A 15,422-nucleotide genomic window follows, 5' to 3' on the forward strand; every position below is an offset into this window, starting at 1 on the left:
AGAAGGAGGCTTGCCCTTGATGGCGATCTGCCAGATCAACTAGTGTTGGCTGTCTTGCGCTAACGGGGGCAAGCCCCAATGCCAGTCAGTTAAGAGACGGAACGGGCAACCAGTAACCTGTGGCGAGCGGGCTTGCCCCGCGTTGGGCTGCGAAGCAGCCCCAAAACATAGTCCCGGAGCTGCCTGGCATACTGCGACGCTCCTATTGGGGCTGCTGCGCAGCCCAACGCGGGGCAAGCCCGCTCACCACAGTTACAGTGTTCCTCCTTAACTGACCGGCATAGGGGCAAGCCCCCTCCCACATGATCAAGCCCCTCACACATGATTTAGCAGCGTGATTAATTATTCGGGCGGGCCTTGAGCTGTTCGGCGGCGGCTTTGGCCAGGTCGGGTGGCAGGAAGTCGCGGTCCGGGTTGTAGTCAGCCTTGAGGTAGCGCGCCAGGTCCTGTAGATCCCCTGGGTTCAGCGTGCCCGCGGCCTGCTTCAAGCGCAGGTTGTCGAGAATGTAGTCGTAGCGGCTGTTGTTGTAGTTACGCACCGAAGCATAGAGCTGGCGCTGGGCGTCGAGCACGTCGACGATGTTGCGGGTGCCCACCTGATAGCCGATTTCCGTAGCTTCCACCGCGCTCTGGTTGGAGATGATCGACTGGCGGCGTGCCTGTACCTGCTCAACATCGGTGTTTACCGCACGGTGCAGGTTGCGGGTGTTTTCCACCACCTGGCGGCGCAGGCCCTCGCGTTGCTGTTCGGTCTGGCCCAGGCGCGAATAGGATTCGCGCACCTGCGAGCTGGTCAGGCCGCCGCTATAGATCGGGATATTCAGGCGCAGGCCGATGGTGCGCTGTTCCACATCACCGCGATAGGGCGTGCCGAAGGCATTCGGGTTGCTGAAACCGAGGGCGTCGTTATCGCCTTTTTCATATTGCGCCACCGCGTCCAGGGTCGGCGCGTGGCCGGCCTTGCGCTGCTTGAGGACTTCTTCGGCGGCGGTGACGGCATAGTTGCTGGCCAGCAGGTTGAGGTTCTGGCGCCCGGCGGTTTCGACCCAGGCTTTGGCGTCGTTCGGCAGCGGCGGCAACACCGGTAGCGTGTGGACAATGCCCTGGATCGAGTTGTACTGACGGTTGGTCAGGGTGATCAGCGCTTCAAATGCGTCCTCCACCTGGCGCTGCGCGAGGATTCGGTTGGCTCGCGCGGTGTCGTAGCTGGCCTGGGATTGCAGCACGTCGGTCTTGTCCGACAGGCCCACGTCGAAGCGTTCGTTGGACTGGTCCAGTTGGCGCTTGAAGGCGTTCTCTTCGGCCTTGGTCGAGGCCAGGTTGTCCTGGGCGCGCAGCACGGCGAAATAGTTCTCGGCGCTCTGCAGGATCATGTTCTGTTCGGTGGCCGACAGTTGCAGGGCCGCCTGTTCATTGGTGGCTTCGGCAGCCTGCAGCTGGAACCAGCGATCGGCGCGGAACAGCGGCTGGCTGAGGGTGGCGCGCCAGGAGTGGGCATCGCGGTTGGCGGTGGCGGCCGGGGTGTCGATCTGGGTGCGCACATTGTTGATATCGGCACCGCCCGAGAGGTTCGGCAGCAAGCCGGCGCGGGCCTGTGGCACCACCTCTTTCTGCGCGCCGTACTGGGCGCGGGCGGCAGCCAGGTCGGCGTTGTTATCCACCGCTTCCTGATAAACGCTGACCAGGTCGGTTCTGGCGGACAAGGGCGCTTCAGCTGCCCAGACCATTCCGTTGGTCGCACAAGACACGGCAAAGGCCAGTGAGAGTTTGCGCAGCATGAGGCGATCCCTGAATAAATATTATGGTGATAATTCGATGGCCAAGGCTACGGCGACTGGTTCAGAGCGTCAAGCCTCGGGCAGTAGCCGAGTGTAGTGGTGCTGACCCGGCGCAACAATCCTGCATTCACGCCATTCATCACGCTGAATGCAGCGCCATTGGCAATTTGCCCACACCCTGGTCTAGACTGGCGACGTTCTTGTCGGGGTGCCTTGTTGGAAGGCTGAGATCGGTAAATACCGGATCCCGTTGAACCTGATCAGGTTAGCGCCTGCGTAGGGAACAAGATTTCTCGTCACCCGGCGAGTCCTCTTGTGCTTCGTCCGGGATGCTGTTCGTTCATCGAGCAGCCCTCGTGCGCCAAGCACAGCACTGGTTCCAGTGCGTCCATCCGTCACAGGTTCGCTCCGACAAACATCCACCGCCTGGAGAGTTGGAGAGCCCGTGATGAGCACTGAATTAAAAAGCCAAAAAGCAAAAAACACCGTGCACTTGAGTGATTCGGCCAAGGTCGATTCCGGTTCCGTGCAGCCGTTTACCCGCTCACAGAAGATTTATGTGCAGGGCTCTCGCCCCGATATCCGTGTGCCGATGCGTGAAATCAGCCTGGATGTCACGCCTACCGAGTTTGGTGGTGAAATCAACGCGCCCGTGGTGGTCTACGACACGTCCGGTCCCTACACCGACCCCAACGTCATCATTGATGTGCGCAAGGGCCTGGCCGATGTGCGCTCACCTTGGATCGAAGCGCGCGGCGACACCGAGCGCCTGGCCTGCCTGAGTTCCCGCTATGGCCAGGAGCGGCTGGATAATCCCGATCTTGCTCACCTGCGCTTTGCGCACCTGCAGAACCCACGCCGCGCCAAGGCCGGGGCGAACGTCTCGCAGATGCACTATGCGCGCAAGGGCATCATCACGCCGGAGATGGAATACGTCGCCATCCGCGAGAACATGAAGCTGGAGGAAGCCCGCGCCACCGGCCTGCTCAAGCAGCAGCACGCCGGGCACAGTTTCGGCGCGAGTATTCCAAAGATCATTACCCCGGAGTTCGTACGCGAAGAAGTTGCCCGCGGTCGCGCGATCATCCCCGCCAACATCAACCACACCGAGCTTGAGCCGATGATCATCGGCCGCAATTTCCTGGTGAAAATCAACGGCAATATCGGCAACAGCGCCCTGGGGTCGTCCATCGAAGAAGAAGTGGCGAAGATGACCTGGGGCATTCGCTGGGGCTCGGACAACATCATGGACCTGTCCACCGGCAAGCACATTCACGAAACCCGTGAATGGATCATCCGCAACTCGCCGGTGCCGATCGGTACCGTACCCATCTACCAGGCCCTGGAGAAAGTCGATGGTGTCGCCGAGGACCTGACCTGGGAGTTGTTCCGTGACACCCTGATCGAACAGGCCGAGCAGGGCGTCGACTACTTCACCATCCACGCCGGCGTGTTACTGCGCTATGTGCCGCTGACCGCCAATCGCGTGACCGGGATCGTCAGTCGTGGAGGCGCGATCATGGCCAAGTGGTGCCTGGCCCATCACAAGGAGAACTTCGCCTACACCCATTTCGAAGAAATCTGCGAAATCATGAAGGCGTACGACGTGAGTTTCTCCCTCGGCGATGGCCTGCGCCCCGGCTCGGTGGCCGACGCCAACGACGCGGCCCAGTTCGGCGAGTTAGAGACCTTGGGCGAGCTGACCAAGATCGCCTGGAAGCACGACGTGCAAACCATGATCGAAGGGCCCGGCCATGTGCCTATGCAGTTGATCAAGGAGAACATGGACAAGCAGCTCGAATGCTGCGACGAGGCGCCGTTCTATACCCTTGGCCCGCTGACCACCGACATTGCACCGGGCTATGACCACATTACCTCCGGCATCGGTGCGGCGATGATCGGCTGGTTCGGCTGCGCCATGCTCTGCTATGTCACGCCCAAGGAACACCTGGGCCTGCCGAACAAGGATGACGTGAAGACCGGCATCATTACCTACAAGATTGCCGCCCACGCGGCCGACCTGGCCAAGGGGCATCCGGGCGCGCAGATCCGTGACAACGCCTTGAGCAAGGCGCGCTTCGAGTTCCGCTGGGAGGACCAGTTCAACCTCGGCCTGGACCCGGACACCGCCCGCGCCTTCCACGACGAGACGCTGCCCAAGGAGTCGGCCAAGGTTGCCCACTTCTGCTCCATGTGCGGGCCGAAATTCTGCTCGATGAAAGTGACCCACGAGGTGCGTGAGTACGCGGCCAACCAGCGCATCGACGCGGTGGATGTGGATGTGGCGAAAGGGTTGGCGGAGCAGGCGGAGCGGTTCAAGCAGGAAGGCAGTCAGTTGTACAAGAAGGTCTGACCGCAGACGGCGGTGTCTGTACCGCCGTCATCGGGGGCAAGCTCCCTCCCGCACCTGAATGTGGGAGGGGGCTTGCCCCCGATTGCAATCTCCCAAACAAAAAAGTCCCCAAGAGATACCCACCTTGAGCATTCAACCGAGTACCTATTCTCCTGACCTCGCAGTGCCTGCTGACAAAAGAGTATTTGGCGCCCGCGACCTGTTTTCCCTGTGGTTCTCCCTCGGCATCGGCCTGATGGTCCTGCAGACCGGCGCATTGCTCGCGCCCGGCCTGGGCTTGTCCGGTGCACTGCTGGCGATTTTCCTCGGCACCCTGGTTGGCGTGATGTTGCTGGCTGCCGTCGGCGTAATCGGCAGCGACACCGGCCTGTCCGCCATGGCCGCCCTCAAGCTCAGCCTCGGTGCCAAGGGCGCCGGCCTTCCGGCGCTGCTCAACCTGCTGCAGTTGGTCGGCTGGGGCGCGTTCGAAATCATCGTGATGCGTGATGCCGCCAGCCTGTTGGGCGCGCGGGCGTTCAGCGCGGGCAGCTTGATGGCCAGCCCCTGGTTGTGGACGCTGTTTTTCGGTGGTTTGGCCACCTTGCTGGCGGTCAGCGGGCCGCTGACGTTCGTGCGGCAGATCCTGCGCAAGTGGGGCATCTGGTTGCTGTTGGCGGCCTGCCTGTGGCTGACCTGGAACCTGTTCGCCAAGGCCGATCTCGGCGCACTCTGGGCCCAGGCCGGCGACGGGTCGATGCCCTTTGCGGTGGGGTTCGATATCGCCATCGCCATGCCGTTGTCCTGGCTGCCGCTGATCGCCGATTACTCGCGCTTCGGCAAACGCGCCCAAAGCGTATTCGGCGGCACCGCACTGGGCTTTTTTATCGGTAATTTCTGGCTGATGAGCCTGGGCGTGGCCTATACCCTGGCGTTTGCGCCGAGCGGTGAGGTAAATGCACTGCTGCTGGCGTTGGCCGGCGCCGGCTTGGGAATTCCGCTGTTGCTGATCCTGTTGGACGAGTCGGAGAACGCCTTCGCCGATATTCACTCGGCGGCGGTGTCCAGCGGGATATTGCTGCGCATGAAAGTCGAGCACCTGGCATTGGCTATTGGCGTGATCTGTACCCTGATCGCCTGCCTGGCGCCGCTGGCGCAGTACCAGAACTTCCTGCTGTTGATCGGTTCGGTGTTCGCGCCGCTGTTCGGCGTGGTGCTGGTGGATCACTTTATCTTGCGCCGTCGTGGCCAGGGCGTACCCGGCAACGTGCGCTGGCCGGCGCTGTTGGCCTGGGTAGGCGGGATCGCCACCTATCACCTGCTGGCCAACCTCTACCCGGATGTCGGCGCGACCCTGCCGGCGCTGATGCTGGCAGGGGTGCTGCAGTTTATCTTCGCACGCGTTTTCAGCGGCGCGCAGGCACCAGCTCAGGCTTGAGGATGCCATCCAGGCGCGAGTAGGGGATCTGCAACTCGACGTGGCCCAGGGCGTACGGTGCGATGGTAGAGGTGGGGTACTTGAGGATCACGCCGCCGTAGGTCAGCGCCACGTTCGGGGTTTTCTGGAAGGGGTAGGTTTTCACGAACTCCTGTTCCAGGCTCAAGCGTGTGCTGATCAGCCAGCTGTTGTGGGCGACCTGGGCGGCTTTCCAGAAGGCGTCTTCCTTGCCCGGCAGCAGCATGTCGGCCAGCGACAGGGCCTTTTGCTGTTGACGCGAATAGTTGATGAATGCGCGGCCGGGCTCGCCATGGGTGGCGCCCTGATCCAGATAGCTGGACAACTCGATAATCACCAAGCCGTCATGCTGCTCGCGTACCTTGGCCTGCAAGTACATGCTGTTGCGTGGCGCGGCGGTCTTCAGAAACTGCTCGCGATAGGTTTCCAGGCTCGAGGGCAGCGGCTCGTTCGGGGCGGTGCGGGTCATCTCCAGCAGGCGCTGCTCGATCAAGGCGTCCAGCTTGGGCTCCTTGGCAAAGTGCACGGTGTCGATGTTCACCAGCGGGCAGTCGGCGCTGGCGCAGCCCGGCCTGCTCTGCTCGGTGGCGTCGCGGGTGGCTTCCAGCGGGGTGCGATAGCTCGGTTGAAACAGGCTTTGGCAGGCACCGAGGGTCAATGCGATGCAGGCCACGGAGGCAATCTTTAAAAGCGACATGGATGTCCTTCGTCTAACGATAAGAGCCAGATTTGTGCAGCTTCGACTCCCGGCAAGGCAGTCAGTTCGCCACTAAGCTCATTAGAGTGAGTTTGACGCTCGCCGTCTATCCCGGCAACCGGAAAGGGGCTGCGCCGACGGGCTTGAGCGCGTTAGGATGGCGCGAATTGCCCAGGCATAACGAGGAAGGGATATGACGGACACAGCAAAATCGAAGCCGAGAGCGATTGAAATCGTGCAGCGCGACAATGCCTACAAAGGCTTCTACAAGCTTGATCGCGTGCAATTGCGCCACGAGAAATTCGACGGCGGCATGAGCCGGGTGATCAACCGCGAAGTCTTCGTCCGTCACGACGCCGTGTGCGTGCTGCCCTACGACCCGCAGCGTGATGAAGTGGTGTTGATCGAGCAGTTTCGCGTGGGGGCCATGGGCCGTACCGACAACCCCTGGCTGATCGAAATGGTCGCCGGCCTGATCGACAAGGATGAGCAACCTGAGGAGGTTGCGCACCGCGAAGCCGAGGAGGAAGCTGGGCTGACCTTCTCCGCGCTGTGGCCGATCACCAAGTATTTCCCGTCGCCCGGCGGCAGCACCGAATTCGTACACTTGTACCTGGGCCGTTGCGACAGCACGGGCGCAGGCGGCGTTCACGGCCTGGAAGAAGAAGCAGAAGACATCCGCGTCACCACCTGGGTCTTCGAAGACGCCCTGCAAGCGGTGCGCGACGGCAAAATTTCCAACGCAGCCAGCATTATCGCCCTGCAATGGCTAGCGCTTAACCGCGCGCAAGTGAGGGGGTTATGGCAGTAAAGGCACGGGAACGTTATCGCGTCGACCTGATCGGGCTGCAAGCCGCCTGCGAGGCCAATTATGCGCGGCTGATGCGCTTGCTCCCCGACATGCGCCACGCCCCCGAGGCGCGGCGCATCGGTGTGACCCATGGTGACCAGATGCTCGGTGTGCTGGCCCTGGAAGTCATCGTCAACTGCCCGTACACCACCACCCTGCGCATACGCCAGGAGCACAGCCTGCCGTGGTTGCCGGTGCCGCAACTGGAGGTGCAGGTGTACCACGACGCGCGTATGGCCGAAGTCATCAGCGCCGAACATGCGCGGCGCTTTCGCAGCATCTATCCTTACCCGAACGTGTTCATGCACCAGCCCGATGAAAAAGCCCAGCTCAATGTGTTCCTGGGTGAGTGGTTGAGCCATTGCCTGGCCCTGGGGCACGAGTTCGAAGTCGTACGATAGATGTGAACTGTGTCTGCTTCCCCAGGTTTCCTCTTTGTGGCCTGCCCAGCATAATCGCGTCAACCGTCCATTCCTGTGATTGCCTTGGGAGAGCGCCTTGCCGAGCGTATCCACCGTGAGCCCCGACGCTTCGGCGTTGCTGGTACAACTGTCCGACAGCCACCTGTTTGCCGAAGGCGACACGACGCTGCTGCGTATGAATACCCGCCAGAGCCTGCAACGGGTGATTGAATTGGTGCGCGAGCAGCAGCCGACTATCGACCTGGTGCTGGCCACGGGGGATTTGTCCCAAGACGGTACGCTGGAGTCGTATCAACAGTTTCGTGCCCTGACCGCGAGCATCGGCGCTCCCACGCGCTGGATTCCCGGCAACCACGACGAGCCGCAGATCATGGTTCAGGCTGCCGTGCACAGCGATTTGCTCGAGCCGGTGGTGGATGTTGGCAACTGGCGCATTACCCTGCTGGACTCTGCCGTTCCCGGTTCCGTGCCCGGCTACCTGCAGGACCAACAGCTGCAATTGCTCGCTCAGGCCCTGAGCGAGGCACCGAACCGTCATCACCTGGTGTGCTTCCACCACCATCCGGTGTCGATCGGCTGTGCATGGATGGACCCCATCGGCCTGCGCAATCCCGAGGCGTTGTTCGCCGTGCTGGACCGCTTCCCCCAGGTCAAGGCGCTGCTCTGGGGTCATGTGCATCAGGAAATCGATCGCGAGCGCAACGGCGTGCGCCTGCTGGCGTCGCCTTCCACGTGTATTCAATTCGCGCCCGATAGCGAGGATTTCAAGGTCAGCGAACAGGCACCGGGCTATCGCTGGTTGCGTTTGCAGGCCGACGGACGGTTGGAGACCGGCGTGGAGCGGGTCAAGGGATTCGCCTTCAGCGTCGATTACGGCAGCAACGGCTATTAACGGCTGCAAACACTGAACAGAAACTGTGGGAGGTGGTTGGATGATCGGGTGCTCACACCGCCCCGATCCCTGTAAACTGCGCGTTTTAGCGCAAGCACGGAGAGCCCGGCATGTCGGCTTCGATCCTGTATATCCACGGTTTCAACAGCGCGCCGGCCTCCAACAAGGCCAGCCAGTTGATAACCGTGATGGATAACCTCGGCCTGTCCGACCGGTTGCGTGTCCCGGCGCTGCATCACCACCCGCGTCAGGCGATTCCTCAATTGGAGGCAGCCATCGCAGAACTGGGCAGCCCACTGCTGGTCGGCAGCTCGCTCGGCGGCTACTATGCAACCCATCTTGCCGAACGCCATGGCCTCAAGGCGCTGCTGGTCAATCCGGCGGTCAGCCCGCATCGAATGTTCGACGGTTATCTGGGCACCCAGAAGAACCTCTATACCGATGAAACCTGGGAGCTGACCCACGATCATGTAACGGCGCTGGCTGAGCTGGAATTGCCCGCGCCCCAGGACCCCACGCGTTACCAGGTGTGGTTGCAGACCGGCGATGAAACCCTGGATTACCGTCTAGCCCAGCAGTACTACCGGGCCTGCGCCCTGCGCATCCAGGCGGGCGGCGACCATGGTTACCAGGGGTTTGCCCGGCAACTGCCGGCGTTGCTCGGTTTTGCCGGCATTGGCGCAGATCAGTATCAATCCTTCGATTTCTCGGCACTGTAAGCGCCTTGCCAATCGCAGGTTACTTTTTAATCGAACGACTCACGATGAGACCCCATGGCCACTCCCAGCGCTAGCTCTTATAACGCCGACGCCATCGAAGTCCTCTCGGGCCTCGACCCGGTGCGCAAACGCCCCGGCATGTACACCGACACCAGCCGGCCTAACCACCTTGCCCAGGAAGTCATCGACAACAGTGTCGACGAAGCCCTGGCTGGCCATGCCAAGTCGGTGCACGTCATTCTCCACGCGGACCATTCCCTGGAAGTGTCCGACGATGGTCGCGGCATGCCCGTGGACATCCACCCCGAAGAAGGCGTGTCGGGCGTTGAGCTGATCCTCACCAAGCTTCACGCCGGCGGCAAGTTTTCCAACAAGAACTACCAGTTCTCCGGTGGCTTGCACGGCGTGGGTATCTCCGTGGTCAACGCCTTGTCTACCCTGGTGCGGGTCAAGGTCAAGCGCGACGGCAACGAGTACCAGATGACCTTCGCCGATGGCTACAAAGCCACCGATCTGGAAGTGATCGGCAGCGTTGGCAAGCGCAACACCGGCACCAGCGTTTACTTTGCGCCGGACCCGAAATACTTCGATTCGCCGAAATTCTCCATCAGCCGCCTCAAGCACGTGCTCAAGGCCAAGGCGGTGTTGTGTCCGGGCCTGCTGGTCACCTTTGAAGACAAAGGTACCGGCGAGAAGGTCGAATGGCATTATGAAGACGGCCTGCGTTCCTACCTGGAAGATTCCGTCAGCGACTTCGAACGCCTGCCCAACGAGCCGTTCTGCGGCAGCCTGGCCGGCAACAAGGAAGCCGTCGACTGGGCACTGCTGTGGTTGCCCGAGGGCGGCGACAGCGTGCAGGAAAGCTACGTCAACCTGATCCCGACCGCCCAGGGCGGTACTCACGTCAATGGCCTGCGCCAGGGTTTGCTGGATGCCATGCGCGAATTCTGCGAGTACCGCAGCCTGTTGCCGCGTGGAGTGAAGCTGGCGCCGGAAGACGTGTGGGAGCGCATCGCGTTCGTGCTGTCGATGAAGATGCAGGAGCCTCAGTTCTCCGGCCAGACCAAGGAGCGCCTGTCGTCACGTGAAGCGGCGGCGTTTGTTTCCGGTGTGGTCAAGGACGCCTTCAGCCTGTGGCTCAACGAGCACCCGGAACTGGGCCTGGCCCTGGCCGAGCTGGCGATCAACAACGCCGGTCGCCGCCTCAAGGCCAGCAAGAAAGTCGAGCGCAAGCGCATTACCCAGGGGCCGGCACTGCCTGGCAAGCTGGCCGATTGCGCCGGGCAGGACCCGATGCGCTCGGAACTGTTCCTGGTCGAAGGCGATTCCGCCGGCGGCTCCGCCAAGCAGGCGCGGGACAAAGAATTCCAGGCGATCCTGCCGTTGCGCGGCAAGATCCTTAACACGTGGGAAGTCGATGGCAGCGAAGTCCTGGCCAGCCAGGAAGTGCACAATATTGCCGTGGCCATCGGCGTCGATCCCGGCGCGGCCGATATGAGCCAGCTGCGTTACGGCAAGATCTGCATTCTCGCCGACGCCGACTCCGACGGCCTGCACATCGCTACGCTGCTGTGTGCACTGTTTGTGCAGCACTTCCGCCCGCTGGTGGATGCCGGCCACGTCTACGTCGCCATGCCGCCGCTGTATCGGATCGACCTGGGCAAAGAGATTTTCTACGCCCTGGATGAAGCCGAGCGTGATGGCATCCTCGACCGCCTGGTGGCCGAGAAGAAACGTGGCAAGCCCCAGGTCACACGATTCAAGGGCCTGGGCGAAATGAACCCGCCGCAATTGCGTGAAACCACCATGGACCCCAATACCCGGCGCCTGGTGCAGTTGACCCTCGACGATTTCGCCGCCACCAGCGAAATGATGGACATGCTGCTGGCGAAAAAACGTGCCGGCGACCGCAAGTCCTGGCTGGAGACGAAGGGCAATCTGGCTGAGGTACTGGGCTGATGCGCACAGGTTTCGCCCTGGCGATCCTGATATTGAGCGGGTTGGCGAGCGCCCAGGTGGCCGCCGCGCCCGTGGCTGAGCTGGTGCTGTTGTCCGAGCACCCGGTGGAAGGCATGCGCGGCGGCAACCTGTCGGGCCTTGCGGTGTGCGCCAATGAATTGTGGACGGTGTCCGACCGCGACGACGACCGGATCTACCGCCTCGATATCAGCGCGCCGACCTGGCAGGCTGAAACCGTACAGATCGATGTGCCGCCGGTACCCGAGTCCGGCCTGCCCTGGGGGTTGCGCTCGCGCACCAAGGCGGCGTCGTTCATTCGCGGTGGGGACCTGGATTTTGAAGGCATCACCTGTGACGCCATGGGTAACCGCTACATTGTCAGCGAGGCTCATGCGGCGGTGCTGCAAGTACCGGTGGCCGGTGCGCCGCAGTGGTTGAAGATCGCCCCCGGCATGGTGCGCGAAGCCCGCGCCAGTGGCATGTTGCTGCACTTCAATGCGCTGTTCGAGGGCCTGGCGGTGAATCCGCAGGGTAATCAGCTCTGGCTCGCGGCCGAGCGTGAGCGGCGCGGGCTGGTGTCCATCAAGCGCCCGCAGAGCTTGTGGGACTGTGACGGTCGCTGCGTACTGCTGAGTGAGGCCGGCACAGAGATGCAGCCGGCCCAGGTGCCCAACGCCAAGGCGGTATCGAGGAATTTCTCCGACCTGGCGTTGTTCGACGGCAAGTTATTTACCCTTGAAAGCAGCCAGTACCAGATCTGTCGCCGCGATGCCGTTACGGCCGCGGTCGAACGGTGCTGGTCGTTTGCCGAAGGCATGCTGGCGCCGCAACGCCGGTATGACCAACCCTATGGGCTGGCCGAGGCGCTGGTGATCGACGCCGAGGGCGCCTGGATCGGGCTGGACAATAACTTCGGCCCCCGCGCCGATGGTGAGAAGCGTCCGGTGGTCTATCGTTTTGCCGCCCCGGCCGGTGGCTGGAGCGCCCAGCCGTGAACCCTGCATTTTTTGAATTGATTCAGCGCCGCGGCCGTTCCGCTGCGCCTTACCCGACCATGATGAGGCCCGCATGAGTGACATCCTCGCAGACAGCTTAGACGGCGTAGAACGCCGCTCGCTGGCTGACTTCACCGAAAATGCCTACCTCAACTACTCCATGTACGTGATCATGGACCGTGCCTTGCCGCATATCGGCGACGGCCTGAAACCCGTGCAACGGCGCATTATCTACGCCATGAGTGAGTTGGGTCTGGACGCCGATTCCAAGCACAAGAAGTCGGCGCGTACCGTCGGTGACGTGCTCGGTAAGTTCCACCCCCACGGCGACTCGGCCTGCTACGAAGCCATGGTGCTGATGGCGCAGCCGTTCAGCTATCGCTACACACTGGTGGATGGCCAGGGTAACTGGGGTGCGCCGGATGATCCCAAGTCCTTCGCCGCCATGCGTTACACCGAAGCGCGTCTGTCGCGTTACTCCGAAGTGCTGCTCAGCGAGCTGGGGCAGGGCACAGCGGACTGGGGGCCGAACTTCGACGGCACCCTCGACGAACCCCTGGTGCTGCCGGCACGTTTGCCCAATATCCTGCTCAATGGCACTACCGGCATTGCGGTGGGCATGGCCACTGACGTGCCGCCGCACAACCTGCGCGAAGTGGCCACCGCGTGCGTGCGCCTGCTGGATGAACCCAAGGCCACCGTGGAGCAGCTCTGCGAACATATCCAGGGCCCGGACTACCCGACCGAAGCGGAGATCATCACGCCGCGCGCCGATTTGCTGAAGATGTACGAAACCGGCAAAGGCTCGGTGCGCATGCGCGCCGTGTACCACATCGAGGACGGCGACATTATCGTCACCGCGCTGCCGCACCAGGTGTCCGGCGCCAAGGTGCTGGAGCAGATCGCCGCATTGATGCAGGCCAAGCCGTCGAAACTGCCCCAGGTCGCCGACCTGCGTGACGAGTCCGATCATGAGAACCCGTGCCGTATCGTGATCATCCCGAGCAACAGCCGGGTCGATCACGAAGTGCTGATGCAGCATTTGTTCGCGAGCACCGACCTGGAGTCCAGCTACCGGGTCAACGTCAACATTATTGGCCTGGATGGCAAGCCGCAGTTGAAGAACCTGCGCAACCTGCTGGTGGAGTGGCTGGAGTTCCGCGTGCGTACCGTTCGTCGCCGCCTGCAATTCCGCCTCGATAAGGTCGAGCGTCGCCTGCACCTGTTGGACGGTTTGTTGATTGCCTACCTCAACCTGGATGAAGTGATTCATATCATCCGTACCGCCGAGCACCCGAAAGCCGAGCTGATCGCCCGTTTCGAGCTGAGCGAGATCCAGGCCGATTACATTCTCGACACCCGTCTGCGCCAGTTGGCGCGCCTGGAAGAGATGAAGTTGCGCGATGAGCAGGATGCATTGCTCAAGGAGCAGGCCAAGCTGCAAGCCCTGCTGGGCAGCGAAGCCAAACTGAAAAAGCTGGTGCGCAGCGAGCTGATCAAAGACGCCGAGACCTACGGCGATGACCGCCGTTCGCCCATTGTCCAGCGCGCCGAGGCCAAGGCTCTGACAGAAACAGAGCTGCTGCCCAATGAGAAAATTACCGTCGTTCTGTCGGAAAAGGGTTGGGTTCGCTCCGCCAAAGGGCATGATATTGACGCTACCGGCTTGTCCTATAAGGCCGGTGATGGGTTCAAGACCGCAGCCGCCGGGCGTTCCAATCAGTTTGCGGTGTTTATTGACTCGACCGGGCGCAGTTACTCGGTGCCGGCCCATACGTTGCCATCGGCACGGGGGCAGGGCGAACCACTTACCGGGCGCCTGACACCGCCGCCTGGGGCGAATTTCGAATGTGTACTGTTGCCGGACGATGATGCGCTGTATGTGATCGCTTCCGACGCCGGGTATGGCTTCGTGGTTAAGGGTGAAGACCTGCAGGCCAAGAACAAGGCGGGCAAGGCATTGTTGAGCCTGCCGAACAACGCCAAGGTGATTCTGCCGCGCCCGGTGGAGGATCGCGAGAGCAACTGGCTGGCGTCGGTGACCACCGAAGGGCGCCTGTTGGTATTCAAGATCAGTGATTTGCCGCAGTTGGGCAAAGGTAAAGGCAACAAGATTATTGGCATTCCCGGGGAGCGGGTGGCCAGTCGTGAAGAGTACGTAACTGACATAGCAGTGATCCCGGAAGGCGCTACGCTGGTACTCCAGGCGGGCAAACGCACACTGTCGCTGCGCCCTGATGACCTGGAGCACTACAAGGGCGAGCGTGGTCGACGCGGCAATAAATTGCCTCGTGGTTTCCAGCGAGTGGATGCTTTGTTGGTGGAAACGTCCGTTTAAGGCGGATTAGAGCCCTCGATCTACGATTTAACGCGTAGATCGACGCTTTGGCGCTGGAGTCATGGCGCATATTCACGGATGATATGGCCTCTTCAGCGCCGGCGTGGCCGAGCGTGTACAGGTTATTTTTTAGTATTACATTGTGGTTCGCCTTGTGGCAGCCACCTGGATGGGATGATGACTGCTCCACGCCTTCCTTTTATTTTCATGCTCGCTGGCCTTTTGGGGCTGGCGGGTTGCAGCACACATCAACCCGTGTCGCTGTATCAGCTGGACAGCGGAAGTCCGGCTCAACCAGCTCAAACCGCCGGCATGGCGGTTTTGCTGGGGCCGGTAATCGTCGCGGACTACCTGCAGCGTGAAACCCTGCTGCAACGTCAGAACGACGGCAGCCTGCAAGGTTCCACCGATGGTCGATGGGCGGGCAGTTTATCGTCCGACATCAACCAACTGATGCTGCGCCAGGTGGCAGGTCAACTGGACAGCCAGCGGGTGGTCCTCGCGCCCGCACCGACCGGGTTCACCCCGGATGTGCAGGTATTGCTGACGATCACACGTTTGGACTCGGGCAGCTCGCAGCCGGCCATCCTTGATGCACAGTGGCGTCTGATCGACCGTCGTGGCCAGGTACGCGACAACCGTATCGTGCACTTGCAGGAACAGCACACCGGCACCACCGCGTCCCAGGTCCAGGCCCAGGGCGTGTTGTTGCAGCACTTGGCCCAGCAATTGTCGGTGGCACTCAAGCCGTTGGCCAACCAGCCGCCGATCGCCGCCGAAGCCCCGCGCAAACAAGCGCCGGCCCAGGCCAAGCCGGTTGCTCCGGAAAAACCCAAGATGCCCATGGCCACACCGATTCGTACCGATATGGAAGTGTTCAGGTTTTGATCTGAATGCCACACAAACAAAAGGCCCGCTGATTCAGCGGGCCTTTTGTTTGTGTGCGATTTACTTGAAGTTTTTAGGAGTCCCAATGTGGGAGGGGCT

12 protein-coding genes and 1 riboswitch are annotated in these 15,422 nt (G+C 61.7%); of the genes, 10 read left to right on the forward strand and 2 right to left on the reverse strand.

The features are described 5' to 3' along the window. Positions 1-338 precede the first annotated feature (338 nt). Positions 339-1,778 (reverse strand): TolC family outer membrane protein, encoded by a 1,440-nt coding sequence (locus tag PSH94_RS02335; protein ID WP_181080492.1) that lies wholly within the window; start codon positions 1,776-1,778, stop codon positions 339-341. Between the two features lie 194 nt (positions 1,779-1,972). After that, positions 1,973-2,078: riboswitch (TPP riboswitch) on the forward strand. A gap of 148 nt (positions 2,079-2,226) precedes the next feature. Between PSH94_RS02335 and thiC the strand changes: the two genes are divergently transcribed. Both thiC and cytX read left to right on the forward strand, forming a co-directional pair. Continuing rightward, positions 2,227-4,131 carry a phosphomethylpyrimidine synthase ThiC gene (gene thiC / locus PSH94_RS02340; protein WP_181080491.1) on the forward strand — a complete coding sequence of 635 codons (1,905 nt, stop codon included), beginning with the start codon at positions 2,227-2,229 and terminating at the stop codon, positions 4,129-4,131. 124 nt (positions 4,132-4,255) lie between these two features. Beyond that, positions 4,256-5,545 (forward strand): putative hydroxymethylpyrimidine transporter CytX, encoded by a 1,290-nt coding sequence (gene cytX, locus PSH94_RS02345; protein ID WP_253510148.1) that lies wholly within the window; start codon positions 4,256-4,258, stop codon positions 5,543-5,545. Here the strand turns inward: cytX and PSH94_RS02350 are convergent. After that, the gene (locus PSH94_RS02350) at positions 5,514-6,260 is read right to left on the reverse strand and encodes an RsiV family protein (RefSeq protein ID WP_181080489.1); all 747 of its coding nucleotides are present in this window, start codon (positions 6,258-6,260) and stop codon (positions 5,514-5,516) included. The two genes, cytX and PSH94_RS02350, sit on opposite strands and share 32 nt — an antisense overlap. Before the next feature lie 193 nt (positions 6,261-6,453). On the opposite strand from PSH94_RS02350, the gene PSH94_RS02355 reads away from it, so the two are divergent. The 8 genes from PSH94_RS02355 (at position 6,454) to PSH94_RS02390 (ending at position 15,323) form a co-directional block, all read left to right on the forward strand. Continuing rightward, positions 6,454-7,071 carry an NUDIX domain-containing protein gene (locus PSH94_RS02355; protein WP_305436325.1) on the forward strand — a complete coding sequence of 206 codons (618 nt, stop codon included), beginning with the start codon at positions 6,454-6,456 and terminating at the stop codon, positions 7,069-7,071. Beyond that, on the forward strand, positions 7,062-7,511 hold the full coding sequence (locus tag PSH94_RS02360; RefSeq protein ID WP_181080487.1) for a DUF1249 domain-containing protein: 450 nt from the start codon (positions 7,062-7,064) through the stop codon (positions 7,509-7,511). Before PSH94_RS02355 ends, PSH94_RS02360 begins: the two co-directional genes overlap by 10 nt. 97 nt (positions 7,512-7,608) lie before the next feature. After that, positions 7,609-8,424: a 3',5'-cyclic-AMP phosphodiesterase gene (gene cpdA / locus PSH94_RS02365; RefSeq protein ID WP_305436327.1), complete on the forward strand. Its 816-nt coding sequence runs from the start codon at positions 7,609-7,611 to the stop codon at positions 8,422-8,424. Between the two features lie 110 nt (positions 8,425-8,534). Further along, positions 8,535-9,143: a YqiA/YcfP family alpha/beta fold hydrolase gene (locus PSH94_RS02370; protein WP_305436329.1), complete on the forward strand. Its 609-nt coding sequence runs from the start codon at positions 8,535-8,537 to the stop codon at positions 9,141-9,143. Positions 9,144-9,197: 54 nt separating this feature from the next. After that, a complete protein-coding gene (gene parE / locus PSH94_RS02375) occupies positions 9,198-11,102 on the forward strand; it encodes a DNA topoisomerase IV subunit B (RefSeq protein WP_181080484.1) in 1,905 nt (634 codons plus the stop codon). Then, positions 11,102-12,097: an esterase-like activity of phytase family protein gene (locus tag PSH94_RS02380; protein WP_181080483.1), complete on the forward strand. Its 996-nt coding sequence runs from the start codon at positions 11,102-11,104 to the stop codon at positions 12,095-12,097. The genes parE and PSH94_RS02380 overlap by 1 nt, the downstream gene beginning before the upstream one ends. Before the next feature lie 73 nt (positions 12,098-12,170). Then, entirely contained in the window at positions 12,171-14,435 is a 2,265-nt protein-coding gene (parC, locus tag PSH94_RS02385; RefSeq protein WP_181080482.1) for a DNA topoisomerase IV subunit A, read from the forward strand. 177 nt (positions 14,436-14,612) lie between these two features. Beyond that, on the forward strand, positions 14,613-15,323 hold the full coding sequence (locus tag PSH94_RS02390; RefSeq protein ID WP_181080481.1) for a membrane integrity-associated transporter subunit PqiC: 711 nt from the start codon (positions 14,613-14,615) through the stop codon (positions 15,321-15,323). The last annotated feature ends 99 nt before the right edge of the window (positions 15,324-15,422 follow it).

It is taken from the genome of Pseudomonas sp. FP2254, assembly GCF_030687695.1.
Taxonomy (GTDB): Bacteria; Pseudomonadota; Gammaproteobacteria; order Pseudomonadales; family Pseudomonadaceae; genus Aquipseudomonas; species Aquipseudomonas quebecensis.

Excerpts from the sequence above, each read along its gene's own strand:
- PSH94_RS02350 (WP_181080489.1), bottom strand. The coding sequence starts at position 6,260 with ATGTCGCTTTTAAAGATTGCCTCCGTGGCCTGCATCGCATTGACCCTC.
- parC (WP_181080482.1), top strand. The coding sequence starts at position 12,171 with ATGAGTGACATCCTCGCAGACAGCTTAGACGGCGTAGAACGCCGCTCG.
- thiC (WP_181080491.1), top strand. The coding sequence starts at position 2,227 with ATGAGCACTGAATTAAAAAGCCAAAAAGCAAAAAACACCGTGCACTTG.
- PSH94_RS02380 (WP_181080483.1), top strand. The coding sequence starts at position 11,102 with ATGCGCACAGGTTTCGCCCTGGCGATCCTGATATTGAGCGGGTTGGCG.
- PSH94_RS02335 (WP_181080492.1), bottom strand. The coding sequence starts at position 1,778 with ATGCTGCGCAAACTCTCACTGGCCTTTGCCGTGTCTTGTGCGACCAAC.
- PSH94_RS02390 (WP_181080481.1), top strand. The coding sequence starts at position 14,613 with ATGACTGCTCCACGCCTTCCTTTTATTTTCATGCTCGCTGGCCTTTTG.
- PSH94_RS02360 (WP_181080487.1), top strand. The coding sequence starts at position 7,062 with ATGGCAGTAAAGGCACGGGAACGTTATCGCGTCGACCTGATCGGGCTG.
- parE (WP_181080484.1), top strand. The coding sequence starts at position 9,198 with ATGGCCACTCCCAGCGCTAGCTCTTATAACGCCGACGCCATCGAAGTC.
- PSH94_RS02355 (WP_305436325.1), top strand. The coding sequence starts at position 6,454 with ATGACGGACACAGCAAAATCGAAGCCGAGAGCGATTGAAATCGTGCAG.
- PSH94_RS02370 (WP_305436329.1), top strand. The coding sequence starts at position 8,535 with ATGTCGGCTTCGATCCTGTATATCCACGGTTTCAACAGCGCGCCGGCC.